This is a genomic window from Methylocaldum marinum (assembly GCF_003584645.1).
GTDB classification, from domain to species: Bacteria; Pseudomonadota; Gammaproteobacteria; order Methylococcales; family Methylococcaceae; genus Methylocaldum; species Methylocaldum marinum.
In genome coordinates this window covers 968456-994817 of record NZ_AP017928.1, presented here as the reverse complement: position 1 = coordinate 994817, position 26362 = coordinate 968456, and the positions used below count along the sequence as shown (strand labels likewise).

General features: G+C 58.8%; 20 protein-coding genes and 3 pseudogenes. 8 read left to right on the top strand and 15 right to left on the bottom strand.

Annotated elements, in window-relative coordinates:
• Window positions 1-89: 89 nt before the first annotated feature.
• The 3 genes from sS8_RS04375 (at window position 90) to sS8_RS29815 (ending at window position 5594) form a co-directional block, all read left to right on the top strand.
• Window positions 90-3065, top strand: coding sequence for an AAA family ATPase (locus sS8_RS04375; RefSeq protein WP_232020512.1), 2976 nt, complete (start codon window positions 90-92; stop codon window positions 3063-3065).
• Between the two features lie 187 nt (window positions 3066-3252).
• On the top strand, window positions 3253-4518 hold the full coding sequence (locus sS8_RS04370) for an IS256 family transposase (RefSeq protein ID WP_119628580.1): 1266 nt from the start codon (window positions 3253-3255) through the stop codon (window positions 4516-4518).
• A gap of 503 nt (window positions 4519-5021) precedes the next feature.
• Window positions 5022-5594 carry an IS66 family transposase gene (locus sS8_RS29815; protein WP_119632614.1) on the top strand — a complete coding sequence of 191 codons (573 nt, stop codon included), beginning with the start codon at window positions 5022-5024 and terminating at the stop codon, window positions 5592-5594.
• A 945-nt stretch (window positions 5595-6539) separates the two neighbouring features.
• Here the strand turns inward: sS8_RS29815 and sS8_RS04355 are convergent.
• Window positions 6540-6938 (bottom strand): hypothetical protein, encoded by a 399-nt coding sequence (locus tag sS8_RS04355; protein ID WP_119628578.1) that lies wholly within the window; start codon window positions 6936-6938, stop codon window positions 6540-6542.
• Between the two features lie 863 nt (window positions 6939-7801).
• Here sS8_RS04355 and sS8_RS04350 point away from each other — a divergent pair.
• The 3 genes from sS8_RS04350 to sS8_RS04340 all read left to right on the top strand — a co-directional run bounded on the left by sS8_RS04350 (window position 7802) and on the right by sS8_RS04340 (window position 9563).
• Window positions 7802-8197, top strand: coding sequence for a hypothetical protein (locus sS8_RS04350; RefSeq protein ID WP_119628577.1), 396 nt, complete (start codon window positions 7802-7804; stop codon window positions 8195-8197).
• 89 nt (window positions 8198-8286) lie between these two features.
• A complete protein-coding gene (locus tag sS8_RS04345; protein WP_232020510.1) occupies window positions 8287-8976 on the top strand; it encodes a tetratricopeptide repeat protein in 690 nt (229 codons plus the stop codon).
• Window positions 8977-9056: 80 nt separating this feature from the next.
• Window positions 9057-9563, top strand: coding sequence for a helix-turn-helix domain-containing protein (locus tag sS8_RS04340; protein WP_119628575.1), 507 nt, complete (start codon window positions 9057-9059; stop codon window positions 9561-9563).
• Here sS8_RS04340 and sS8_RS04335 read toward each other — a convergent pair.
• The 6 genes and pseudogenes from sS8_RS04335 to sS8_RS04315 form a co-directional block, all read right to left on the bottom strand.
• Window positions 9528-9944: a hypothetical protein gene (locus tag sS8_RS04335; RefSeq protein ID WP_119628574.1), complete on the bottom strand. Its 417-nt coding sequence runs from the start codon at window positions 9942-9944 to the stop codon at window positions 9528-9530. The genes sS8_RS04340 and sS8_RS04335 overlap by 36 nt on opposite strands.
• A gap of 208 nt (window positions 9945-10152) precedes the next feature.
• Window positions 10153-11196: an IS5 family transposase gene (locus tag sS8_RS04330; protein WP_119632595.1), complete on the bottom strand. Its 1044-nt coding sequence runs from the start codon at window positions 11194-11196 to the stop codon at window positions 10153-10155.
• A gap of 112 nt (window positions 11197-11308) precedes the next feature.
• Window positions 11309-12034 (bottom strand): annotated as a pseudogene (locus tag sS8_RS04325) (IS1 family transposase).
• A gap of 52 nt (window positions 12035-12086) precedes the next feature.
• The gene (locus sS8_RS04320) at window positions 12087-12407 is read right to left on the bottom strand and encodes a hypothetical protein (protein ID WP_232020509.1); all 321 of its coding nucleotides are present in this window, start codon (window positions 12405-12407) and stop codon (window positions 12087-12089) included.
• Between the two features lie 51 nt (window positions 12408-12458).
• A pseudogene (locus tag sS8_RS29810) lies at window positions 12459-12518 on the bottom strand (RHS domain-containing protein); the annotation flags it as partial.
• A 36-nt stretch (window positions 12519-12554) separates the two neighbouring features.
• Window positions 12555-13727, bottom strand: coding sequence for an IS4 family transposase (locus sS8_RS04315; RefSeq protein WP_232020704.1), 1173 nt, complete (start codon window positions 13725-13727; stop codon window positions 12555-12557).
• On the opposite strand from sS8_RS04315, the gene sS8_RS28955 reads away from it, so the two are divergent.
• Window positions 13608-13883 (top strand): hypothetical protein, encoded by a 276-nt coding sequence (locus sS8_RS28955; RefSeq protein WP_232020508.1) that lies wholly within the window; start codon window positions 13608-13610, stop codon window positions 13881-13883. The two genes, sS8_RS04315 and sS8_RS28955, sit on opposite strands and share 120 nt — an antisense overlap.
• Before the next feature lie 143 nt (window positions 13884-14026).
• Here the strand turns inward: sS8_RS28955 and sS8_RS04310 are convergent, their stop codons facing one another.
• Window positions 14027-14464, bottom strand: a complete 438-nt coding sequence (locus sS8_RS04310; protein WP_145986409.1) for a hypothetical protein — start codon at window positions 14462-14464, stop codon at window positions 14027-14029.
• Window positions 14465-14486: 22 nt separating this feature from the next.
• A complete protein-coding gene (locus tag sS8_RS29480; protein ID WP_119632612.1) occupies window positions 14487-15443 on the bottom strand; it encodes an RHS repeat domain-containing protein in 957 nt (318 codons plus the stop codon).
• An 87-nt stretch (window positions 15444-15530) separates the two neighbouring features.
• Between sS8_RS29480 and sS8_RS04300 the strand changes: the two are divergent.
• Window positions 15531-15857, top strand: a pseudogene (locus sS8_RS04300) (glucan biosynthesis protein); the annotation flags it as partial.
• 416 nt (window positions 15858-16273) lie between these two features.
• Here sS8_RS04300 and sS8_RS29475 read toward each other — a convergent pair.
• The 6 genes from sS8_RS29475 to sS8_RS04280 all read right to left on the bottom strand — a co-directional run bounded on the left by sS8_RS29475 (window position 16274) and on the right by sS8_RS04280 (window position 25934).
• Window positions 16274-16405 (bottom strand): hypothetical protein, encoded by a 132-nt coding sequence (locus sS8_RS29475; protein ID WP_268870502.1) that lies wholly within the window; start codon window positions 16403-16405, stop codon window positions 16274-16276.
• A 107-nt stretch (window positions 16406-16512) separates the two neighbouring features.
• The gene (locus sS8_RS04295) at window positions 16513-17796 is read right to left on the bottom strand and encodes an ISL3 family transposase (RefSeq protein WP_119628571.1); all 1284 of its coding nucleotides are present in this window, start codon (window positions 17794-17796) and stop codon (window positions 16513-16515) included.
• Window positions 17797-17966: 170 nt separating this feature from the next.
• The gene (locus tag sS8_RS27535) at window positions 17967-18362 is read right to left on the bottom strand and encodes a hypothetical protein (protein ID WP_145986408.1); all 396 of its coding nucleotides are present in this window, start codon (window positions 18360-18362) and stop codon (window positions 17967-17969) included.
• A gap of 9 nt (window positions 18363-18371) precedes the next feature.
• A complete protein-coding gene (locus sS8_RS04290) occupies window positions 18372-22454 on the bottom strand; it encodes an RHS repeat-associated core domain-containing protein (RefSeq protein WP_119628570.1) in 4083 nt (1360 codons plus the stop codon).
• The gene (locus sS8_RS04285) at window positions 22451-23974 is read right to left on the bottom strand and encodes a hypothetical protein (RefSeq protein WP_119628569.1); all 1524 of its coding nucleotides are present in this window, start codon (window positions 23972-23974) and stop codon (window positions 22451-22453) included. The genes sS8_RS04290 and sS8_RS04285 overlap by 4 nt, the downstream gene beginning before the upstream one ends.
• Before the next feature lie 10 nt (window positions 23975-23984).
• Entirely contained in the window at window positions 23985-25934 is a 1950-nt protein-coding gene (locus sS8_RS04280; RefSeq protein ID WP_119628568.1) for a type VI secretion system Vgr family protein, read from the bottom strand.
• Window positions 25935-26362 lie beyond the last annotated feature (428 nt).

Here is a 26362-nt window from a genome sequence, read left to right as displayed (position 1 = left end):
TGGTTCAAAGCATGACTCCTGACAGTCACCATCGAACGGGATCTTTGGTTACTCTCCGGTTCGAAACCACTCGCCTCAAGGAACCGGGAATGAATCAAGGGATGCCAATCGTGTTCGGACCGTTCCGGTTGGAACCCGGCAATGCCATGTTATGGCGCGGCGATCAGGCGATCGTCTTGCGGCCACGCACCTTCGCCGTGCTGTGCTACCTGCTCGAGCACCCGGACCGGCTGCTCACCAAAACCGAAATTCTCAACGCCCTCTGGCCCCGCCAGTACGTCAGCGAAGGCGTCCTGAAGGCGTCCATCAACGAGATCCGCAAGGCCCTGGGCGACGATCCCAAGGCCCCGCGCTACATCGAGACCCGGCATCGCCGGGGCTATCGCTTCATCGGCCCCCGCGCCTCCCATCCACCGTCCGCTTCGAGCGCCCTTCCGTCCCCCCGGTGCGTCGGCCGGGATGCGGAGCTGAGACACCTGCACGCGGCGCTGGAAAAGGCGTTGGCCGGCGAGCGTCAACTCGTCTTCGTCACCGGCGAAGCCGGCATCGGCAAGACCACCGTGGTCGAGGTATTCGCGGAGGGCGCCGCCGCCCGGCGGGAGCTGTTGCGGATGGCCTCAGGGCAGTGCGTGGAGCATTACGGCCCCGGCGAAGCTTACTTGCCGGTGCTGGAAGCGCTGGGCCGGCTCTGCCGGCCCCCGCAGGGCAAACGACTCGTCGCGCTGCTGCGCCGCTATGCCCCTACCTGGCTCGGGCAGCTGCCCTGGCTGCTCAGCCCGGCCGAGCAGATCGAGCTGCAGCGCCAGGGGGTGGCGGCAACGCCGGAGCGGATGCTGCGGGAGATGGCGGAGGCGCTGGAAGCGGTGACGGCAGAGACCCCCTTGGTGCTGGTGCTGGAGGACCTGCACTGGAGCGATTATGCCACCCTGGACCTGCTCGCCGCCCTGGCGCGGCGGCGGGAGGCGGCGCGCTTGCTGGTGATCGGCACCTATCGGCCGATGGAGCTGATCGTGCGGGGGCATCCGCTGAAAGGGCTCAAGCAGGAGTTGCAGGTGCACGGGCAGTGTGCGGAGCTGGCGCTGGGCGCCCTCAGCGAAGCGGCGGTGACCGACTATCTGGCCGCCCGGTGTCCCCGCGTCGCGCCCACCGTGCCGCTCGAGCGGCTCGCGCAGTGGGTGAGCCGGCGCACCGAAGGCAATCCCCTGTTCATGGTCCATACGGTGGCCTATCTCTACGCTCGCGGGGCGTTGCGTGAAGCCCCGGAACCCGCGGGCCAAGACGCTTCGCTCCGCGTGCTCGAAGACGCCGAGCACGGCATGCCGGAGACCCTGCAGCAGATGATCGACCAGCAGATCGATCGGCTCAGCCCGGCCGAGCAGCACCTCCTGGAGGTGGCGAGTGTGGCCGGCGCCGAGTTCTCGGCGGCGGCGGTGGCGGCCGGGCTGGCGCTCGAACCGGACGCGGTCGAGGCGCAGTGTGAAGCGCTGGTGCGGCGCCAGCAGTTCCTGGAGTGCCGGGACACCGCCGAATGGCCGGACGGCACGATGGCGGGGCGCTATGGCTTCCGCCATGTGCTGTATCGAGCCGCGTTGTCCGGCCGGCTGACGGCGAAGCGGCGGATGCGGCTGCATCAGGCGATCGGCGAACGGCTGGAGCAAGCCTACGGCGCGTGCGCCGGGGAGATCGCGGCGGAACTGGCCGTACACTTCGAGCAGGGCCGAAACCTTGGCCGGGCGCTGCGCTATCTGCAACAAGCCGCCGAGAAGGACCTCCGGCGGCTCGCCCCGCACGAGGCCATCGGCCTGCTCACCCGAGGATTGGCGCTGCTCGACGCCCTCCCCGACACCCCGGAGCGGACCCAGCACGAACTCGCCCTCCAAATCACCCTGGGCTCGGCGCTGATCGCCGTCAAAGGCTACACCGCCCCCGAGGTGGAGCAAGCTTACACCCGCGCACGGGTGCTGTGCCGGATGGTCGGCGAGACGCCCCAGCTCTTCTCCGCGCTCTGTGGCTTATGGTCGTTCTACTACTTGCGGGCGGAGTTGCAGACCGCCTATGAACTGGCGGAACAGCTCCTCGCGATAGCCCGGAAGGCGGACGACTCGACGTGGCTGCTGGAGGCCCACCAAACGCTGGGGACCACCTTGTTATGTTTCGGAAGGCTGGCGCCCGCCGGAAAACACTTCGAACAGAGCCTAGCCCTCTACGAGCCCGCGCAGCACGGCTTCCTGGCCTTTTTGCATGGTCGGGATCCGGGGATTCTTTGCCGGTTTAATATTGCAATGATTCTTTGGTTTAGGGGGGTTCCGGAGCAGGCCAGGACGCACCTCGAGGCAGCCCTCACTTGGGCGCAGGAGCTTGCACATCCCCTCACTCAAATCGTAACCCTGAATGCCGCCGTTTGGATTCATCACTTTTGTGTATCTCATGAAGCCGGGCCCATCCTCGAGTACTACGAAGCGCTGGGACGGCTCGGCATTGAACATGACATCCCCTTGGCGCAGGAGACCCATCTCATCATGGGCGGGTGGATCCAAGTCATGCAGGGACAAGTCGACGCCGGCATTGCCCGGATCCGGCAGACTTTGGCGAACTACCAGCCCAGTGCCATGCAGGTGATGCGGGCTCATCATTTCGGACTGCTCGCCGATCTATGCGCCGTGGGTGGTCGCCTCGAAGAGGGTCTCGAAGCCGTGACCGAAGCACTCAAGGAAGTGGAACGCGTTGGCGAGCACCTTTACGAGGCGGAGCTGTATCGGCTCCAAGGCGTACTCATGCTGAAGGCCTGTCCAGTCGAAAGTCCGGAGTCCGGGGCGGAGGCCTGTTTTCTCAAGGCCATCGCGACTTCCCGGCGGCAGGGCAATAAGTTATTCGAGTTTCGAGCGGTGGTGAGCTTGAGTCGGTTATGGCAGCGCCAAGGCAAGATAGAAGAAGCCCGCCGGATGCTGGCGGAAATTTACCATTCATTCACCGAAGGGTTTGACACGCCGGATCTGCAAGAAGCCAAGGCGCTGCTCGCCGAGTTGTCCTCGAAGGACGGCCAGGAAATCGAGGCCGCTTGGTGATGCCGTATATCGGATTGACTAAAGTCTTGCGGGCAGTGGCCGGTGAATTCACGTCTTGTTAGGCGCGGATGATGGAAACAGTCATCACCTTTGGCTAACCCCTGTAAAGTGCGGCCCGGAGAGCACGAGGGTGTAAAAAGAACTGTGTAACTGGTTTGTAAAATCAGCCAGAAAAAGAGACTAAAACATGACCAGTGACACAGCCAAACAAGACGCCTTATTGGATGAATTGCTCAAAGGCTATACGAATCCGAAAGACATTCTGGGGGAACACGGCTTGCTCAAGCAGCTGACCCGGCGTCTGGTGGAACGGGCGTTGGAGGCGGAGATGACCGCCCATTTGGGCTATGCCCCCCATGCGCCGGAAGGGCGCGGCAGCGGTAATTCTCGCAACGGCAAGTCGGCGAAGACGATTCAAACGGAAACCGGACCCTTGGCGATTGAGGTCCCGCGGGATCGCAACGGAGACTTCGAGCCGCAACTGGTTTCCAAGCGCCAACGCCGGCTCGAAGGATTTGATGAGAAGGTTCTGGCGCTGTATGCGCGGGGCTTATCCACCCGTGGTATTCAGGGGCATCTGGAAGAACTGTATGGCGTGGAAGTCTCGCCGACGCTCATCTCCAACGTGACCGAATCGGTGTTGGCGGACGTGAAGGCATGGCAGAGCCGGCCCTTGGCGTCGGTGTATCCGATCCTGTATTTCGACGCTTTGATCGTCAAATCACGCGAAGCGGGACCGGTCAAGAACAAGGCGGTCTATCTCGCTTTGGGCGTCAATCTGCAAGGCGAAAAGGAGCTGCTGGGCCTTTGGATCGCGGACACAGAAGGCGCCAAGTTCTGGCTGTCGGTCTTTACCGAGTTGAAGAACCGAGGCGTTCAGGATGGCTTTATCGCCTGTGTCGACGGCCTCAAGGGACTGCCGGAAGCGATTGAAACCGTGTTTCCCAACATCCAGGTCCAACTGTGTATCGTCCATAAGGTGCGCCACAGCCTGCAGTATGTCACCTGGAAGGAGCGCAAGGCGGTGGCGAAAGACCTGCGGGCGATTTATGGCGCCGCGACCTTGACCGAGGCCGAAGCTGCCCTGGCGCGGTTTGCGGACACCTGGGACGCGAAGTACCCAGCCATCAGCCAAAGCTGGCGGGCGGATTGGACGCGCTTGACTGTGTTTTTCGATTGTCCGCCGGAGATCCGCAAAGTGCTGTATACCACCAACGCGATCGAATCACTCAACTTCAGCCTGCGCAAGCTGCTCAAGACCCGCGGCGCGTTCCCAATCGCAAACGGCGTCTCCGGGAGCGCCGAAGCCGCCCTTCCAAACGATGAGGCGATTCTGAAAATCCTGTATCTGGGACTGCAGCGGATCGAGAAGAAATGGACCATGCCGATCCAGGATTGGAAACGGGCGTTGAACCACTTCGTGATCCTCTTTGGTAATCGAGTTACCCTATGAACTAACCCCAGTTACACAGTTAACTTGACACCCCCCGGAGCCCACTGCGCGCCGGGCCTTGCAGCTCCTCTCTACCCTTTCTCTGCTCCGATTGGCCAGAGCCCCGATTGCCTTGACTCCGTTTCGCCTACAGGGCTTTCACCAGCCTGCTAATGGTTAGAATCGAACGGACTGTTATTTATAAAATCATCAAACGAACTGCTTCCTACATTATCTAAGCATTTCTGAATCTTCTTTCTAGCTTTATTGCTGATGTCACCGCTACGATATGTACCAGTACTATAGTCCAGACCTAGGCATTGGCTTCTCGCCATTTCTTTACGGTCCTTATATCCCTGATATGTATTTTTATAGTAATACGTATCATATGGATCATACCGATTGGATTGATAGTCGCTAACACATCCCGATATAGGAAGTACAAAGCATATGATGAGTCGCATACTGTAAATCATGGCCCACTCCGTAGCCTGTAGGATGCGGTAAGCACGCGAACCGCATCGATCGCGGATGATGCGCCGCCTTCGTCGATAGCTCCAACGGTTGTCTGTGCCGGTTACGATCAGGTCTTCACCGACGGCAAGATCGCCGAAGGCGCCTGCTGCGCAAATGCTTCGTGCAAGTTCTACGACATCGCTCGCCCGGCCGACAGCGGCAAGCGCACTAGTCTCCACGAGTCCTTCGACTTCATCGGCCGACTCTACGTTATCAAACGGGTAGTCAAGGAACGCCAACTTGACACCAAGGGCATCCGCACGAGGCGACAGAAGCAGGAGCGATCGACCCTGGGCAAGCTCGATGCCTGGCTTGGCGAGCGGCTGCGCGAACTGCCGCCCAAGACGCCCACCGCCAAGGCCAGCGGTTACGTCCTCAATTACCGGCAGCCGCCGGAGCGCTATCCGAAAGCCTGTGGCCGGAATGTCGACAACAATCGTGGCAGCCACCGTATTCAGCCCAATCCAGACTTGCGAGGAGTTGGACATCAACCGGGAGGCTCACCTGATGAGAAACATGCTTACACGGTTACCCGCGACGAAGCAGAAAATATCGATATCGTAGACAGTTCAACTCTTTAGACGAACGTTCGGATTGCGCCGTCTCGTACCTTAAGGAAGCTCTGATCAAGTTGATTCCGTTCACGCCCTTCAACAGGCTCAGGACAGGCCTGTCGAAGGACTTAATCAGAGCTTCCTTAACTGCGGAATCTTCTCGACGTCGTTACGCTACTCGAAGAGGCTTGGCGTGTCGTTCAAGAATTGTGAAATTTCCGGCAAATTTCGGTAAATGATCAGTCGAAATGTCCCATTCGGTGATTGGTGGGCAAGAGGATTGGTCGCTCTCTGGTTCGAAACCATCCAACAACGGCAAAGGAGTGTATCGGAGAACGCAATCTCGACGCCGGATTTCGAAAAAGATTCACATACTAATGAATTGAATTATCAGAAAAACCTTTACTCATCCTGTTGCCGAGTCCAAAAACTCTTATCCCTAATCAATTTGACCGGCTTCGAGTGGCTGCCAAACTTAAGCTCGAGCCCATTATCACTCAAGCGTCCTGTCGCTTTAGTCTCAGGGCAGCCCGTTTTGGCAACGGCAGGAAGAGTAAAGGATATGTCCGGCTCGTTCACGGTGACAGTAACCAAAACCGGCGGCATAGGTTCGGCCTTCGCACATTGCACCAAGGCATGGTAACCGTCTGTAGCGCCGACTATGAACAGTTCTATCCCGGAAACATCCTCTCCTCCCGATAGAGCCATATTCGAATATACTCCGGAAACGGGTAGATCTGCGTTGCCATTCGACGCTATCGGCAGCAGGCACGTGCCTAAAAATATAATGCGACTTACCGCTCTCACTATTAATCTCCATACAGTTTCTGACTACATGCGACATGACGCCGGTTGAACAGCGGCTATTGCGGCCGTGCTCAGCAATCGAGCTATCACGCCACGGGATAATGACCGCCACTAGGGAGAACAAGACTCCCGTTTTGCCGAGACTGGCAAGAACGCCGCTTGATTTTACATCCGTCGGTTCACGGTCTTCCAAGCCTGCATTTCCCGCTCGTTCGCTTCGAGCCACTGTACCGCACGGCTGACGGTCGAGTAGCGCACTCGGAAATGATCCGCGATCTCCTGCAGGGTATACACGCCGGTACGGAAGGCGCGTGCCATCGCGTCTGGCTGCAAGGGATAAGCGTACTCGAAGTGCCGGAGCGGCTGTGCGAGCGGACGGCGCTGCACCCGGGGGAGCTCGCGGAGCTGGTCGAGCGACTGGGATTTTTGGGCGAAGCGCTCGACGAAGTCACCTTTGCCGAGAAAAACCGGGCGGCGGAAGTTGAAGCGAGTACAGACTTCGCCTAGTAGGGTCAGCCAGTCCCGTCGGTCCGGCAGGACAAGGCCCCCGACATCCGAAGACATGATCCGATTGCGCAGTCAATGAAGCGCACGGAACAATTCACGAATGAAATGGCGGGCCGTATTCGCGCAGTCCTCACAACGCCATGCGACGTAAACGACTGCAATAACCACTACCACGGTGAAAATAGCGAATATCCAAATGCGTGACATCACGATATCGATACAGCTTTCTCTGTCCAAGTTGTTGACATAGCCAGGAAAATCCTGGAATTCTCTAAAAAGGCCTTGCCCATTGGATCTCGCCCGTCGAGTCGGTCAGGCGGATCGGGCCGCCGTTGGTGTCGTTTTGATAGTGCAAGAGGGGATTCGGTCCGCTTCGGCCGCCGAGCATCCTCAACGGCTCAAAGGACTCGGGGTAGTAGACCCATTCCCGTGCCGGTACACCAGGTTTCCGGCCCGGTCGAACCGATAATAGATACCTTCGTATCCCGATGACCCCAATGCCTGCTGGTATCAAGTGGTGTTCCTGAAGAACCGCCTCGTGCCGGATGTGGTACGAGGAATGCGGTTTCAGGATGGAATCGCCGTCATCGATCAATTCGGTGAAGCGGAAGACGATCAGCAGAAAACCGCCGCCTGAGTCAGGCCGGCCACACACCAGATTTCTATAGCTCACAACCATTTTCAATATGCGATGCCGGTGACAGCAGGTGATGATTGGTTGACTAGATAGCATTGTGTATCCTTGGCGCCGTTCTGTCCTGCTCTGTTTTTGGAATTCACTAGCCACCTCCAGGTGACCTATGAAACGGAATCGAAAATCGGGACTGACGCGGAAAGTCGAGCGTGCGCCCAAGAGCTCTCCGTCTGCATGTTGTGTAGATCAGCCTATACCAGAACGTCATGTCGAATGGATAAGCCAGGTGAAAGAGTGGCTGGTCTGGAGGTGGCGGCATTGGCGCTGGAAGGAAGCGCTGGTCGTGGGGAGTGTCCTGATTCCTCTGATTGTCTGGTTCCACTGGAAAGAAACCGGCAAGCTGCCTGGTATGCATGGGTTTATCGAATGGTTGACGCGGGAATCGCTTCCCCAAGCCGATCCCCATCGCTTCAGCATTGCCATCGCTCACTTGGAGGACGATCCAAACCATGAAGTGGAAAAACTTATCTTCGAATCGCTGAGTGAAATTTCCGGCAGCGCTATTCAAATTCTTCGATTCGATCGCCTCATCACCACCGAAGGTTCTGACAGCAACGAGATCATAGACAATGGCCACGCCTATGCTCGAGAACTGCTGGACCGGTCCCACGCTCAGGACTGATCTGGGGGACTGTACTGAGATCGGTACCCAAGCTCCATTGGACGGTTAACAAACAGCTCGAAGGCTTCAATAAGTTCGGACGTCACCCGGTGTCCGCTGGCAATTTGGACCTGCCCCCGATGGTTTTGGAAGATGTTCAAAACTTGCTATTGCTGCTGACCCTTAGCGAAGCCGCCGAATATTCGAGGGAAGATGGACCTTTCATCGCCGATCGTCTGAAACCCTTTATTGGCCTGGTGCAGTACTTGATTCGGCATCCCGTGACGAAGGACGCCTGGAGCAACGACGAACGAAGTCTGTTGAGCGTAAGCGTCGCCGATGCGCTAGCGACTTATGGGTACCAAAAAGGCGACCCCACCGCCTTAGCCAAAGCCGTGACGGCTTACCACGCGGCACTTGAGGAGGTGACCCGCGAGCGGGCACCGCTTCAGTGGACAAGGACTCAGAACAATCTGGGCGTTGTTCTTCGAGCCCTGGGGGAGCGGAAATCCGGGACCGCCCGGCTGGAGGAGGCGGTGACGGCGTTCCGCGCCGCACTCGAGGAGGTGGCCCGTGAGCGGGCGCCGCTCCAGTGGGCGCTGACTCAGAACAATCTGGGCACTGCCCTTAGCGCCCTAGGGAAGCGGGGATCCGGAACCGCCCGGCTGGAGGAGGCGGTGATGGCTTACCAGAGGGCTTTGTCCGTCTTTGAAGCGGAGAACATTTCGTTTTATATCGAAAAGACGCGACGAAATCTGGATAGAACCCGACGAATATTAGCAGTCCGCGAGGCGCACTAGTAGTCGGTCACGCTGGCGGTGATGGATATTCTTAGTGCGATCCGAGTCTGATCCTTTCATTCCTGTGAAGGAGATCAGCGATGCCCCAAACGATCTATCGGGTCAGGCTCAGTGACGCCGAACGTGAGCACTTGGAACAGTTACTGCGCGGTGGCACGACGGCGACGCGTCAACTGACCCACGGGCGGATTTTACTCAAAGCCGCCGAGGGCTGGCCCGACGAGCGGATCACCGAAGCGCTGACGGTTGGGCGGGCGACGGTCGAACGCACGCGCCGACGCTTTGTCGAGTGCGGCCTTGAGGCGCTCCGGGAACGTCCGCGCCCGGGCCAAAGGCCCAAAGCCCGGTTGATCGCAGAAGCGTGCAGCGCGGCGCTGGAAGGGCGTCAACACTGGACGCTGCAACTCTTGGCCGACCGGGTCGTTGCCCTCGGATTGACCGAGTCCTGTCCGTCGGCTGCTGAAAAAAACGCCGCAAAAAAGCGTCAAGAGAAGCAGCCATATGTTCGCTACTACCTGCCACGCCACAGTCGAATAGGCCGCGTCGGAAAGTTATTCTTCAGCGTAGTAGTCTTCATAGAAAGCTAACGTCTCCTCCACCGAGAATCCGTCGAAATCGCCGCTCGCTTCACAGGCCTCTATCCGTGCCAGAGCGTGTGCCGCCCCAGGAGCCGGATGCTGCTTCAGATATTCCTTGGTTTCAAGCAAGCCTCCGCCGCACAATAGCTGCACGTCGATCGAGGCGTCCGCATCCATGCTCGAACTCTTCGCTTTCCAAATCGGCAAGGAATCCGAAACGTCTTCGTTGGCAAATAGTTGGACGCAACAAAGCTTCATCAATTCGGTATCGCCTGCACCCTGTGCATGCTGCTCTTTCTCAGCCTGTTCACCGAGCAGACTTCGGATCGCAGGGATCGATTCCGTTGATGGCCTTAGGCAGAATTTATCCAACAGTTCCTCAACGTTCATCCGTTCACTCCCAAAATTTCGAAACCGCGAATCCCTTGGTTGAATACATCCAGGGCACCTCGAAAAACCCTGAATTTTGATGAAAACCCGGCTCTAATTTTTTGACCGGGCGGGCACACGAGCCGACTCCCTCACGCTCTTGTCGCCATTTCACTTTTCATTTTCCCCGAATCGCCCGCGTTGGGGGCCTTTCGGGCGAGGGTGGGCCTCAAAAGGCCACGACACCCGCCTGTTTCAGGTAAACCAGCCGCTTCAGGTTATAGCTGGCCGCCATCATCGTCATGGCAAAGTTCGCCCTCGCCTGGCCGATGGTGCGAATAAACTTGCCGCCCATTTGTGCGATGGCGGCGAAGGGATGCTCGACCCGTGCTCGGACCCGGGCGATGCGTTGATTACGTTGTTTCTGCCGTTCGGACAGCGGATGGTTGCGCTGGCCCTTGCGCTGGATGTGGTTGCGATAACCCGCTTCCTGGAGCTGGGCTTCCCGTTCCGCACTCGGATAGCCCTTGTCGGCATAGACGTCCCGGCTGGTGTTGCTAGTGTTCAACACCGCCTCAAAGTGCTGGCTGTCATGAGTAGCGGCGGTGCCGGTCTCGATCTTGCGGATAACCTTGTAGCGCTTGTCCACGTTGATGGAGAGCTTGTAGCCGTGGTGGCTCTTGCCGTGCTTCTTGGTCCAGGTGGCGTCCAGGTCTTTTTGCCGCCGCTTGGCCGGGCTCCAGTCCGCCGGCATCGCGCCTTCCTTCAGCATCTCCTTATCGTCCTTGCTGAAGTGCTGCTTTGGCGCAGGCACCAGGGTGGCGTCGATGATATGCCCCCCGCGGGCGATGTAGCCATGCTTGAGCAACTGCCGCTCGATGCCGTCGAACAGCGCCTGGGCGCCGACCTCGCCGATGCGGTTCTCGAAGGTCCACATCGTGGTGCGGTCCGGAATGCTGGCCGAGTCCATCAGCCCGCAGAAGCGCTGGTAACTCATCCGATCAAGCAACTGGTATTCCATCTGCTCGTCCGAGAGATTGTTGACCCGCTTGAGAAACAGGATGCGCACCATCGTTTCGGTGGGAAACGGCGGACGACCGCCTTGCGGGCTGACCGGTCGGGGCGCCGCCTGATCCACGTCCGCGGCAAGCGCCGCAAAGTCGATGTGGGTCTCGAAGGCCACCAGCGGATCGCCCATCCGGTCGATCTTCTGCTTGCGCAAATCGGCCGCAAACAGATCGGGTTTGATCGCGCTCTTCGGAGACTTTGGCATCTTCGGTTTGGTCATGTCTGGGACTCAACACACTGATTGGCTACAGGTCCTATTTTACCGGGCGCGCGCAGACCAAGGAGGTTTTTCGAGGTGCCCTCCAGGGGGTGGTGGGTCAATTTAGTTGAAAGCAGTGGCGATTAATGAAGAGGCCGATCACCCCATCGTGAAGCAACTCAGATTTTGAAAAGCAGATCGTTTTGCGAGTTAAGCGCTTGATGCGAGTGCGTAACAAAAGGTTTTTGTTTTCGATCTTTTGCGTATATTTCTTACCAATGACGTGCTGGTTTGCCGGAATGAACGCCGCATAGCTTGGCCAATCATCGGTGTAATAGGTTCGAATATTGAAAACGCGCAGATTGGCGATCAATTGTTCGCAAACGTCCTCTTTGCGCCGCCCAAACACAAATGACAAAATGCATCCGGTGGCGGCGTCGATGGCGTACCAGAGCCAACGTTGGTTCTTCTTGCGAGCCACATAGCTCCACTGTTCGTCCGCCTGAACATCCATCGGCGAATCAAAGAGATGCCTGATTTCCACGGCGATTTCCCGAGAGCTAAGGATTCACCGTGACCACTTCGGTGGACTTTTTTTCAGTGTAGACATGACTGTGTTTTTCCCAATCCCGAGAACACGAGCGGTATCTCGAATACCACTGCCATTCATCGCCATGTCAACAATCTGTTCTTTGATACCGGACTCGTAGGCCCGGTAAATGTATTCGGTCTTGAAGGTGCGCCCACAGTGCTTGCAACGAAAGCGGGGGTAACCACTCTGTGTACCATAGCGCACCACATCGGAACTTTTACAGTATTTGCACGGAATCGTTTGATAGGCCATTGGTCCAGTCAATGCTTAAGCTAAGAAATAATTGTACATTGTAGTATATAAACTACTTAAACCCACCACCATCCAGGGCGCGACCTTTTCCCAAACCGATATTGACCTGGTCGCCTTCCTGCTTGAACAAGGCTTTGCTGCGTGCCCATCCCTTCTTCACCTGCGGCAAATCCGGAAGTAGCGCCTCCGACTTCTTGCCGTGAGCCTTTACGCCGATATCGCGCAACGCCTGGGTGGTGCCCTCGACCAGCTGGAACTTGACCAGCACTCCCTCATAGGCCTCGGAGGATTTTCTCGTGGGCGACATGAAGGTTTCGGTTGTCGCTTTAAGATTGCCGGTAGACAGAAAGTGCTCGAAGTCGGCGCGACTCATCTGCAACCGAATCGGGTTATCAACATAACCGACGTGCAGCCGCGCGATTTGCCCCCAGGCGGTATAGCTCGCTGCCCATAGGACTTCGCCTGCTGAGTTGGTCAGCCGGATCGGACAGCCCTTGGGGCAATGCCGTTAAGTTAAGGGTCATTTGTATTGACGTCGAGGTTTTGGCTTGATGCGGGATTGGGGTCTTGGTGCCTTTCGATCGGGCCGTTTGAGCTCCAGGGTTCTGGCATAGAGCTCGATAAGGGTGAGGATTTGGCTGGGGGATACGCGCTGGATGAGCCAGCAGAATAGACGCGTCTTCAGGGAGTTGAGGACATAGGTCACATTGGGGTCATAGCGTTGGGCCTTGTCTTCGGGCAGGGTGTCGTAGGCGGAGCGGGCGAGGGCTTCGGCGAGGTTGGCGGTGAAGAGCTTGGCGTGGAAATCCTGGCGGATGGGTTCGGGGAGTTCGCCGGAGAACTGTTCGACGTTGAGGCGGTGTTTGAGGACTTTGAAGGCTTCCTCGATGTGCCAGCGGGCGTGGTAGAGACTTTTGAAGTCTGCGGCGGGAAAGGTTTGCGCGTCGAGGAGCGAGGTCGCGAGGACCTCGACGGTGCCGGTGGACAGGACGACGCGGATCAGGCGAAGGGTGACGGCGTTGTCGATCAGGTGCATGCCGGCCGCTTGTGCTTGTCTTTGAGCGGCCTTGGAGACCTTGAGGGTCACGACCGTTTCGGTCTGGCCGGAGAGCAGGAAGCGCTCGACACAGGACCATGGAGTCCCGTCCATCCGAGCCAGGAACGGCAGGCCGCGCTGTTGCAGCAGGGTGAACAGCCAGACGGCGGGAAAGCCGCGATCCAGGATGAGGAGGTCGTCGCCGGCAAGGTGTGGGAGCCGTTGCGCCAGGAGGGCACGCTCGGCCTCGTCGAAGCGGCCGAGGACGGCCTTGAGCATCAGGCGTGACGTGGTGGCGAACAGCCCCAAGGCACGCGCCAACACATACGGTTGGCCCGGGTGATCGGACTGGACGCCGAATTCGGCCTGGTTTTCCGGCCAGGCCGGTAAGCGTAAGGTGGTGGAATCGGCGGCGACCCGGCGCAAGCCGCGCCAGCGGGGCTCGGGCAGCAAGGTGGCCAAGGAGCCCAGCAAGCGCTCGTTGAGGGCTTCGAACACGGAGGCTTTCAGCTTCTGGCGAGCCTGGGACAGGGCGCTTTGGGTCACCGTCCGGGGCAGCGGTGCCTGGAGCGTAGCGAAGAGGTCATCGAGCAAGGACTGGAGGCTGCCTTTGAAGGCGCAGAGCAGGAAGGCGACAAGGACCGGAAAGGTGAGGATGCGCTGCCGGGAGAAGGCGGTTGGGCGGGTGCGATGGTCGGCGATGAACTGGGGATCGTGAAGCGTTTTGGTGAGATCGGCAAGAATACCGGCATGGATAGCGCTAAGCGACCTTCATTGATTAATCCTTTGTTTTCAGATAGTTACGTCACATAGTATACCACAAGCTCCTTAACTTAACGGCATTGGGCCCGTGGCTAGCGGTTACCGGGGCGGGATTCTCACCCGCTGGAATGTGCAGCATTGCCCAGCCGCAACCAAGACCTGACCCCGTGGCCTGTGTGACCCCGGGGCCTTTGCTATGCGGACTGCCGCCAGTCCCATAAAGGGTTGATACCAAACTCCCTCAATACCGTTTCGGCAGGAATCAAAGTACCGTAGTCATTATCCAGCCACACCCGGTCTTGAACATGAGTCAACTTCGAAAACAAATATTGAATAACGGTGCTGCAAAATATGTAGTCATTATATGCTACATGGAAGAAGACAGTATCCCGCAATTTCTCCTGGATTTCGACAGGAATATCCTCATTCGAGAGATAATCGTCGTGTACCTCATCCGCAGGGACTAACTCCCCGATCGAAACGTATTTGACGCCATTTCCAGGCTCCTGAACTTCAATATTGCAACGGCCGAGATGAACAAACAGGTTTTGATCCCATTGTTCGCGGAGCATCTGGCAAATGCTCTCTAAGGTAATGGTCGTGGGAAATATAAGAACTACGGACTGGGACATGGCTAGAACAACCCTTTTCAAATTACTTGATGACAGCAACCAGGATTTCAATGTCGCTTGTCACAGGTTCTTTTTTGTTAGCGGCTTGTACGGTTCTCTTTGCCGCATTGAGTTTCCCGCCAGCTCCTCGGACAAATCCTACCACGGGAACGTCAAGGAACGGCTTTGATCTATCCTGGATTTGAGCCAGAACGGCATGTGCACTTGATGAACCATGCTTATATTGGATTGCCGCATTTGCCGTCAACACATCGATTTCTCCGACAACACTACCTGTTTTTAAATCTATGATTTCCAAGTTTGTGCCTAAAACCTTAATGCCTCGGCTTTCAAGATCATTCACGAAATCAGCCAAGCCTGGATCCGTTGCCTTACCCTGCCGATATTGATAGCCGGGTTTACATTGGAGTCCCAATGGATCAATCCAACCCAACGAGTTAGCAGCATATTGGTATGGATTGAGGCCACCACACAAACCGATAGGATCCTGCGCCCCAAAAAGACCTGATTCCGGATCGAAATATCGATGCCGATTGTAATGGATTCCCGTCTCCCCATCCTCATACTGCCCCTGCAACCGAATCGGGTTATCGACATAGCCGACGTGCAGCCGCGCGATTTGCCCCCACGCCGTGTAACTCGCCGCCCACAGGACTTCGCCCTTCGAGTCGGTCAGCCGGATCGGACAGCCGTTGGGGTCGTTGTGATCGTGCAGGAGGGTGTTCGGTCCGCGTCGGCCGCCAAGAAGTGCTAAGAGCTCGAAGGTCTCCGGATAGTACACCCATTCCCGAGCGACCCCTTTAGCCGGAACAACGGGGTCGGTCGGATCCTCGATCCAATCGCCCACCAGAGCATCGCCGTCCCAGACAAAGGTCGTCACTTTATCGCCGGTGCGCTTCTCGATTCGCCGGCCTAGGGGGTCGTAGCGATAGCGGGTGGACACATCCTCCAGCCGGCTCTCGATCAGCCGTTGGTTCACATCCCACCTAAGGTGTAGGGCGCCGTGCCGGTCGTGGCGCTTAATCAGGTGGCTGGCGGATGAACCCTACCCTACCCGACCCCGCTCGCCCGCTGCGTCGCCACCCGCCTCGGCAACGGCGGCCAACCCGGCAAACCGCGTCCCAAGGGCGTGCGCAAATTCACGGTCGAATTCAGGGGCAAACCGCTGGCAAAACTGCCTTTCGGCACCAAACCGGAGCCCGTCGTCACCGTGTCGCGCGGGGAACTCTCTAGGATCGAAATCGAAGCCGTGCCGGACGGCGTGGCCGGCCACTGGCGTACCCATTTCGACCTGGCCGTGGCGGGAACCGACCCCGTCGAGATGCGCTGCTATCTGCGTGTCAAGGACAAGGCAATGTCGGAAACCTGGCTCTATCAGTACCATCCGGCCTGAATCGAGAACCGGGCGCAAGCCGCTTACCGACGGCGTTCTTCAGGATCGAGGAATTACGGGAAGAAATCGGCGATTAAGTAATGGCAGTCTTCGAGGCTATGGCCAACGAATCTGGACCGGTGCGGAACGAGTTCTGCGGCGGCCGTTGGAACGCTCCTGAGCCGTGCTCACCAGCAGGACAATACCCCGAGATCAAAGCATTGCCGGCGTCAGCGAAGTGCGCGGAACAATTCACGAATGAAATGGCGGGCCGTATTCGCGCAGTCTTCACAACTCGATGTGACGTAGACGACTACAATAACCACTACCACGGTGAAGGTGGCGAATACCCAAATGCGCGACATTACGATATCGATTGCTGAATAGTCTTGAGTTCAGAGTTTTGAAGCCAAAGGGTCATTGCTCAACCGTTTACGTTACGCGATGACCAACAGTTCCATGGAACAAGGTTGCTTCGCTTCGATCTTGAACCGCCATTGGAACAGGTGGCCGACCAGCCCATGGCGGCTATTGAAGCGCTGCGTATTGACGCCATTCAGCTGACGCATTCCTCCCGACAGATTGGCATCCGGCGTTTCTAGCCATGGTTCATCATCTCGCAGTACGCGTAGCAACGCCGGTTGAAACGCGCGCCGACGTCGCCCAATAGGGCCAATCAGTCCCGCCGGTCATGATCGCCGCGGAAAATAGCCTCCCGGTGGTCGCCGCACGATGTCACGTGAAAAGCCCGCCTGCCAGTTCGATGCGAAGTGGTCTTGCCACATGCGGGGCTGTGTAGGACAAGAGTGTTGGATTGCAAGACCTGGCCCCGCGCCTTGAAACCGCTGGTTTCGCGCCGAACAAAGTAGTTGATAATGGGATCGCGCCAATGACCCCAAGTTGTGGCAAAAGCGGCAAAACAATTCAGACCTAATGCCGTGATGCGTTCCAGCCACTGCATTAAGGCCTGTTCCGCCTGGGCTTTGTTGATGCGGCTTTCAAAAATACCGGTCAGTACTTCACGTTGAATATAGACCTCTTTCAAGGTCGGTGCATGCTGAAAGAGGTGTAGCAAGACACCTTGCTGTTCCTCGCTTAAGGCTATCCAGGGTTTACGAAACGCCCACATCGCCCCTTTCAACTGCGCATAGTCATGCTCGGACAATGTCGTTTTCAAGCGCTTCATTTCGGCTTTGCGAGCTTTATCGGCGCAATCGCGGTCATGCTTGGCCACGTGAAAACGATCAACCACTATTGGCACGTTGGGTAGGGGTTCTTGAACCGCATTGCGGTAACCTTCATTCATGTCGATACAGACTTGGCGGACCTGCTCGCGTTGATCCGGTGGTAATGTCTCCAAAAAGGATTTGACCGTCTCGTTTTTCCTGTCCGGCAACACCGCCAGAATAAACTTCTCCCGCTTAACCGTAACACCCGAAATAATCACCACAAAGTCTTTATGCCCTTTCTTCAGCGCAATTTCGTCAATCCCAAGCAATTCCAAGTTTGGCACCGTTGACCAATCGACTTGCCGCTGAACATGGCGGTCGATGATGCCTTCGATGCACGCCACCGTGAGGTCGCGTTTCAAACTGACATCACTCAATGTACTGTTGACCAATTCCCGCAGAATCCAATGCTCGTAAGCCTTGGTATGGGGACTCTTCGGGTCATACCACTCACAACGCTGGGTCGTGGTCGGGCCTTTGTGGCAATGGGGGCATTGAAAACGTTTGGGCTTGATCCAAATCCAAACCGGCCGGTCAAAAATCGGCAGATGCCGCAAGGTAATCTCTTTATCGTAGCCGTGAAACTTATCAATCGTGCGCCCGCACCGACGACACACGGCAGTTTGGCTAGTGCTGACCACCGTAATCACCAAACCTTGAGGTGTTTGTTCGCAATGTTCTACCTGAACATTGGGCAGGTCTAAGGGTATCTGTATCTGCGGTTGAGTCATTTGGGCTTAAAAGAAAATCATGGCTTCCAGCAAAATATCAAAGCCGCTGACATTTCGCTATCCATTCCTTGGCATACTGCATGCAGTGTTTACCACGGGAAATATGGGAGAGCCAGACCCGATCCCTTTGTCTTCTGTCTTGTGACTCTGATTTATCTGCCGGAACCCTATTAAGAAACGGGGGGCACGTCAGTTGCCTCTAGGTTTGATAAGATTACAGTGCATACCCTGAGGACAGCCTCAGCGTCTTCACGAGATAATTCAGGAAACGTTTTGAGAATGAGATCAACGCCGGCATCAGTCTCTAATGCTTTCCATACAATATGGGATATAAGAAATTCGGTTCCTTTAACTTTTAACCCATATGTCGGACGCTCAAAGTACATCGGAATCTTGCCATATTCGATCCGCCGGATACTTGCAAGATTATCCGGAGTTTCAGAGTTTTGACTTAAAAAATCTTGGCATATTTTCTCATTAAAAGAATCAAATGCTTCACAACCTTGCTTTATTTTGGTGATAACATAGAGAAGACAATCTATAAAACTATGTTGACTAATTATCATTTAATATTCCTATATTTTGGTTATCTTAATGTTTCTAATTTTACTATTGAAATCTGATATCAATCCAGAGCCTATACCGTAAGATCCCGGCTCATTCCGCTTTACAAGAACTTTAAGCGGATTATTGGATTCGCCACCAATTATCTCTTCATAGTCCAACTTTCTTGAGGCTTCATTTAACCATGCTTTAGTGCCAGGATCGACCTCAATTTCCACCTTATGAGTATAATTGCTAGACTTGCCAAGGGTCCTGGGATCGCGAGCCTGTCCAAGCTCCGATATCCACTTCGCACCGCGGGAAGGGTTACCTTTATGCATTTTTGGTACTAATCCATTAGCCTCTTTAATTGCACGAGCTTCGGCCTCAGATACATATCTAACAAATACCTCACACTTGCGTTTGAGCCCAAGCGGATCTATCCAATTGGAAGCATTAGGTGCATACTCGTATAAATCAATTCCGCCGAGCAACCCGATCGGATCGCAGGAAATATATTCACCAAATATCGGAGCATAATATCGGAAGCGATTGTAATGCAGCCCCGTCTCCCCATCCTCATACTGCCCCTGCAACCGAATCGGATTATCGACATAGCCGACGTGCAGCCGCGCGATCTGTCCCCAGGCGGTATAACTCGCCGCCCACAGGACTTCGCCCTTCGAGTCGGTCAGCCGGATCGGACAGCCGTTGGGGTCGTTGTGGTAGTGCAGGAGGGTGTCCGGTCCGCTTCGGCCGCCGAGCAGCGCCAGGGGCTCGAAGGTCTCCGGGTAGTAGACCCATTCCCGGGCCATCCCTTTCGCCGGGACAACCGGATCGGTTGGGTTCTCGCTCCAATCGCCCACCAGGGCGTCGCCGTCCCAGACAAAGGTCGTCACTTTATCGCCGGTGCGCTTCTCGATTCGCCGGCCCAGGGGGTCGTAGCGATAGCGGGTGGACACGCCCTCCAGCCGGCTCTCGATCAGCCGTTGGTTCGCATCCCACCGGAGGTGCAAGGCGCCGCGCCGGTCGTGGCGCTCGATCAGGTTGCCGGCCCGGTCGAACCGATAAAAGGCGCCTTCGTATTCGCCTTCGCGCGACCATTCGCCTTGGGCGTCCGGTGTCCCCGCTTGCGCGGCTTCGTGCTCGACGATCCGCGTCGTGAGCCGGTCCCCCGCGGGGTCGTTGAGGTAGTGCTTGATCTGGCCGTGTGGGTCGAGGTGCTGGGTAATGCGGCCTACGGGATCGTAGACGTAACGGTCGATGCCGAACCGGGCGTCGCGCCGTTCGGTCAGGTTGCCGGCGGCATCGTAGTCGTAGGCGAGGTCGACCACGGTATCCGCGTCGGTGCGGATACGCTGGCGGGTGAGGTAGCCGTCGGCGCTGTAGTCGACCTCGCGGCGTAGACGGGGACTCAGGCGCTCGCGGATGATCTGCCCGACCGCATCGCGCTCGATCGCGATGGGGGCGTGGTCGTCGATGGCGATTTCGATCGCCTGGTCGAGGGCATCGTAGGCGTAACGGACGGCATGGGCGATCACCGTGTCGCCCCGCTTGAACTCGGTGTGGCGCTCGATCCGGTTGCCGGCTTCGTCGTAGGCGTTGCGGAGGGTGAACGTTTCGCCTTGCTTTTCCTCGATCAGGCGGCCGTCGGGATCGAACCGGCGTTCGATACGGATATGCGGATTGGCGCAGCCGATCAGGTTGCCGTTGGCGTCGTAGGCGAAGCGTTCGATCCAGGGCTTGTCGCCGCCGTCCGGGTCCGGGAGCGCCTTTTCGACGATGCGGCCGAGCGGGTCGGTGCGATAGTGAATCGCGCGGCCGAGCGGGTCGACACTGCGCCGGAGATGACCCGCGAGCGTGTAGTCGTAACGCCGCGACTGCCCCCAATAGTCCACTTCCTCGATGATGCGCCCGAGGGCGTCGCGCTCGAGCCGGTAGGTCTCGCCGCGCTGGTTGGTGACGCCGATCAGCCGCTCTTCGGTGTCGTAGTGGTACTGAACGGTATGGCCGTCGGGCTGGAGGCGCTTGGCGATCTCGCCCTGGCCGAAGTACTCGAGCCGGGTTTCGGCGCCGTTTTCGTCCGCGTAGCGGGTCAGGTTGTCCTCGCCATCGTAGCCGCAGCGCACCGTCGCGCCGGACGGCAGCCGGACTGCCGTCAGCCGGCTTTTCGCGTCGTAGCGGTAGAGCGTCTTGCGCCCGAGCGGGTCGAGCCTGCCGACGAGGTTACCCAAGGGGTCGTAGGCGAACTGCGTGACCTGGCCCTGCGCATCCTTGATCCCGGAAAGATTCCCGACCGCGTCGAAGCGAAGCGCCGTGCGCGCGCCGCGCGGGTTGGTGTGGGCGATGATCTGCCCGTGGGCGTCGTACTCGTAGCGCGAGACGTGGCCGAGCGGCGTTTTCTGTTCAATCAGCAGGCCGCGCCGGTCCCAGGCTTGCTGCCAGAGGCCGCCGTTGGGGTCGGTGATGCGAACGGCCTTGTCGGTCTCGTCGAACTCGGTGGTGATCGCGTGGCCGTCGGGGCGCGTGAGCTTGAGGAGGTTGCCGTGCGCGTCGTAGGCGTATTCGGTGCGGCGGCCGTCCGGGTCCACCACCGCCGTGGTGCGGCCGGCGTCGTCGTATTCGTAGAGGGTCATGCCGCCCAGGGGGTCGGTCTCGTTGATCGGTAAACCACGCTCGTCGAGCTTGATCAGCGTGACCTGGCCCAGCGAATCGGTAATGCGGCGTTCGTTGAGGAGGTCCGAGTAGTCGAAGCGGTAGTCGTACAATCCGCCGTCGCCCCAGGCATGGACGACCCGCCAGCTGCCGTCCGCCGCCCGCTCGTAGGCGTATTGGAAGGATAGCCCGTTGCGGTCGGTGTGGCGAACCATGCGATGGGCGTCGTAGGCGAAGCGATAGGGCGCGCCGAGCGCGTCGATGACGGCGACCAGGTCGCCCGCCGCGTCGTATTGGTAGCGGACAAAGGTGTGTTCGGTCCGGCTCGCGGGGTCGTGGAGCGTCACCGCCGTCAGGCGGTCGTTTTCGAGGGTGAGCGCGAGACGCCGGCCCGCCGACTCGTGGATGGCGACGATCCGGCCGCCGCGGTACTCGACGTCGAGGGCGTTCCCGCAGCGGTCCGAGAGGCGTCCGATCGGCCAGCATAGCCGGCCGCGCGGATCGCGGCGGACCAGCGATTTGGGGAAGTGGTAGACGCGGTCGTCCTTGGTGGCGACCCGGTATTCGTCGCCCGTATCAGTCAGCCGCGCGCCGTCCATCAGCTCGAGTTCGGCGCCCTGCTCGCCCACCGCGGCCGGCAGCCGCTCGAAAGCGATCGGACCGACGTCGGGTCCGTGCATCAGCACGCTGCCGTCGGTGCCGTCGTATTCGAGCCGAATGTCGGCCGGGGTCTGCCAGCCGGTGCCGCACAGCCCGACATGGTCGCCGGACGAGCCGTAGCTTCGCACCCAGCGCAGGGGAAGGCGGCCCGGCAACTCGAAGTCCTGCTGTTCGACGGAAACTTCGCCGTTCAGGATGTTGACCGGCTCGGCGCGCAAGACCGTGCACTTGAGAAAGCCGGGCTTCATGTTCTTGAACAGCTTTTGCCGGAATCGCTTGAACACCCCGGACTTGGCCAGTTTGCCGAGGCCCGCAAACGCGCCCTTGAAGGCCAGCCCCATCATCGAGATGGTCGGGGGGCCGCCGACGAACACGGTGGTCGGGATCGCCAGGTTGAAGGTCGTGGGCAACACCATGATCCTGGGGCCGCCTTTTTTCCGCAGCCGGAACGGGCTGACCATGCCGGCGACCTGGCAGCCCAATACCGGCAGGGAAATGTAGGAGAACGGATCGCCGTCCGCGATCACCGTCGAACTGCCCATGAACAGTTCGTCGTCGGTGTCCGGGAGTTTCGGCGCAAACGGAAACCCCGGCGGAATGTGCACGACCATGCCGGCGGTGCCGGCGGTGGCGCGCTTCATGCCGCACACGGTCACGGTCGCGCCGATGATGGGGATGTAGTCGAAGGGATCGAAGACGACGGAGATGTGCGGGGTCGGCAGCGGGGTCGGTACCGGCGTCGTGCAGAGGTGGATGTCCACCCCGAGCTGGGGATCGCCGTGCTTGGCTGCCGGCATCATGCGGCTTTAACCTGCTGTTCGGCCGCCGGCGCCATCAACCCGAGTTCGCTGCACAAGGGCCAGTCGTTTCCCAACAGTTCACGGCTGCGGGCGAATAGCGTCCGGAATGTCGCGTCCGCGTCGGCGACGATGTGGTCGAGGCGGGTCGCCGATTCGGCCTTGAGTTCGTCGATTGCCGCGAGGTATGCCTGCTCGATGGCACCCTCGGCTTCTGCTGTCGCCGTTCCGCCCAAGCCCTGCAGTTGCTCTTCCAGCGTCTTGCCGGCCGAACGCGTTCGCTCTTGCAAGTTCGCCTTCACCTGCTCCATGAGCGCCACCCGCTCCGGATCGAGCGCCCGCAGCAGGTCGATCCCGGTCAGCGGCAAGGTGGTCATACCTCTCGCCTCGGGCTTGAGTTGTTCTCCCAGCGCGTAAGCGCAACGTCCCCGTTCCAAGGCCCCGGCGACGTCACCGGTACGAGCCCGGCAATACGCCCCCATGCGGAACGCTTCGATGCCGAGGATGCCGTTACGGTCCCGTTGCGCCAGCGGCGCTGCCTGGTCGTAGCAAAGACCCGCAGTTTCGGCATCGCCTTTCGCCAAATGCGCGCCGGCTTCGCCGAACCAGGTCTGCAGGACCAGTTTGTTGCCGGCGGGATGACCCTGTTCCGCAACGTGCTGGGCGACCTGACGAGCGCTCCGATAAACTTGCACCGCCTCGTCGTGTCGGTTTTCCTTCAGCAAGGCACCGGCTACCAGCAGGCGCACGACCACCTCCTGGTCGAGCCATTGTTGCCGGCGCACGTAGACCAGCGCATCCTTGGCCTTGGCCTTGACCTGGTCGGCCGTGCCCTTTTCGGTCAGAGCCAGCAGCCCCGTCAGGTGATTCCGAAATACGCCGGCAGGCCCCTGGACCGGTTCCTGGGCGAACGTCTCCTGTGCGACCGTAAGTCCGTCCACTTGCGGCCGGCTCAGCGCGATGCGCGGATGGTTGGCGTCGAGCAGGCGCTGAAATCGGGGGTTTTCCAGCGAATCGATCAACAATATCCGCATGCGCTCCGGCCATTCGACCGCCAAGGCACGCAGCACCCAGTCGGCAAAAGCCGCTTCGTCAGTCATCGCCACGGGCATTAATACGCTGACCAGATGGCCTATCGAATGGTGGTATTTCGACCCGAACGACCGTAGCGCCGCCACAAAGGCCGCCGGCGTGCCGGGCGACGCCGCGGGATCGAAATGCCAATCGACCGGCAATCCCTCCGCCTTCAATCCCTCGTGGCTAGCGTCGTATTGTGCCCGGAAGGCGTCCTTCAGGGCTCTGGAATACTGCAGAGTGTGTTCGTAAGGCGCCTTGAACAGTATGAACAGGTCGCCGGACGTGTAATCCGACTCGTATTTCTGTGCCTCGACGAAAGCCTCGACCAGGCGAAAGGCGTTTTCCGGCACTTGCCAGACCAAGAGCCGCGCATTCGGGTTCTCCCGGAAGCGGAGCCACTCGCCGCACAAATAGGCGAGACGACGTTCGACGGGGTTCAGGGACATGCCGTCCGCCCTAGCCGTTGAGGGAGATTTTCGGCGCGCTGATGGAGACGCCGGCCGGATCGATCTTTACCGTCGAGGCCCCGACGCTGAGGGTGATCGCATCCGGTGTGATCTCGATGGTCGAGCCCATCACGGCGAGGCGCAGAGAGGTATCGGAAGTGTAGGTGCCGGCACCGGTCGCATGCAGATCGGTGGTCGCCGTGGAGCTCTGGTCGATGGGACCGGTCACCGTGATCGTTCGGCCATCGGTAATATCCTCCGTCAGTCCGCCCTTCACCGTAAGCAGATGCCCGGCGTCGACCGTCTCGGACAACTGTCCCTTGACGTGCATGGTACGGTTGGCGTCGACGGTCAGGGTGTCGTCCACCGTTACCGTCGTCGTGCGGTTGTTCTTGATGGCGTTGGTTTGATCGTGCTCCACGGTGGTATTCATGTCGTACTGAGCGTGGATTGTGATCTTTTCATCGCCCGCCGTGTCGTCCATGGAAATCTCGTTGTAGCCCTGCCCCTTGTGGGTATCGGACTTGATGCCGCTGATCACCGCCGCTCCGGGCAGCGCATAGGGCGGCATGGTGTCGCCGTTGTAGACTCGGCCGGTGATGATGGGCTGGTCGGGGTTGCCTTCCAGGAAGTCGACGATCACTTCCTGACCGATCCGGGGGATCGAGACCGCCCCCCAGTTTTTCCCGGCCCAGGGATGGGATACCCGGATCCAGCATGAACTGTTCTCGTTCCGTTGGCCTTCCCGGTCCCAATGGAACTGCACCTTGACCCGCCCGTACTGGTCGGTGTAAATCTCCTCGCCCGCGGGCCCCACCACCACCGCCGTCTGCGGCCCCCGGACCGCCGGTTTGACCGTCTCGCGCGCCGGCCGGTAGGGCTGGCGGCTGTCCAGTGCCGTCAGCGTGCAGTCGAAGGCCTCCTCCTCGAGCACGGGACCCTCCGACAGATAAGCGTTGCTCTGCAGCCGATATTCGGCGGAGACGATCAGGTATTCGCGGTTCTGGTCCTCTCGCGGATAATCGGTCAGGCCGAACAGCGCGCCGCAGGCCAGGCCCTGGGCGTTGCCCCGGGCCTGCACCAGTTCGTGCCGGGCATGAAGTTCCTCGAGGCGGGTGCTGGCGTAGTGCTCGCCGTGCTCGACCTGGGCGTATTGGCCCGGGTAGTCGAACACTTCCCACTCGGCCTGGGCATGCGGACGCGGCTGTTGCCGTTTCACCTGGAGATCCGCCATCGGCTTGGTGAAATCGTAATCGGTCAGCACGCAACACCCGGGCTGGATTTCGCGGGCGAACGACCACGAGAACAGGTGATCGCGCAAGCGGCGGGCGCTGTTGTTCGGTTCGAAGTACGGGATGGACTCGTAGCCCGGCACCTTCGGGTGGGCGGCGGCGGCATCGGCCAGGATCAGGGTGTGTTTGCCTTTCGCATGCTCGAAGAAATAGTAGATGCCCTCCTCTTCCATCAGCCGGCTGACGAAGTTGAAGTCGGATTCCCGGTATTGGACGCAGTATTCCCGCTGAGGATAGGTCAGACTGAGCCGGGCTTCGAAGTCGGTGAAGCCGTGGTCGCGGAACACCTGGGCAATGATGTCGGGGGCGGTTTTCTTTTGGAAGATGCGGCAATCGGAGGTGCGCGTGAGCAGCCAGAGCCAGGGCCTCAGCGTCACGCGGTAATGGACGAGGGTGCGGTCCGGGTCCAAAGCCCCGCCCAGTTGCGCGAAGCGGCAGACGACACCGTTGAAATAGCGGACGCTGTCGTCGGGGAGGGTCAGGGCGACGTCCAGGCGGTCGCCGAGGAGCTGGTCCGCATTGATGGCCCCATTGGCACTGAGCAGATCCAGCTCGTAGTCGAAAAGTCCCCCCAAGCGTTCCAGCCCCTGCATCCGATGAAACAGCAGAATGTCGGGGCCGAGGGGTGAAAAAACCTGTATCAGCCGAGTTTTTTGGTTGAATTTCATATTCGCTGATCCGACAAAATCAGTCCCTAAAATTATCTTAATCTGCAAGGCCGTCTTAGAAAAGGGTCGCTGGACGACAGCTCATTCGCACTCGATTGCTCGAACGCGTGCATCGGCGCGATCTCGTTTTCGGCAGCAGAAAATGGGCACTCAAACCCTGCGGCATCGGTCACGGGCCACCGCCTGCGGCTCCGATGGTTTATATGCGGGCTGCGACCCTGACCTGAAAGAGGGTTGACGCCAATGCCGACAAACCCATCGGCCCGGCGGCGTCGGCAAAGGGTTGCCGACCTACTCGCAGAGCTCCCGAAAAGCTCTAGCTCCACACCATCCATTGCCGCTGCGGCCACGCACCCTTGGCAGGCTTACGGCACGCAACCCTGCATCGGGGTCGTTCAAGAATAGCAAAGTTTATGTCACTTTTGGGT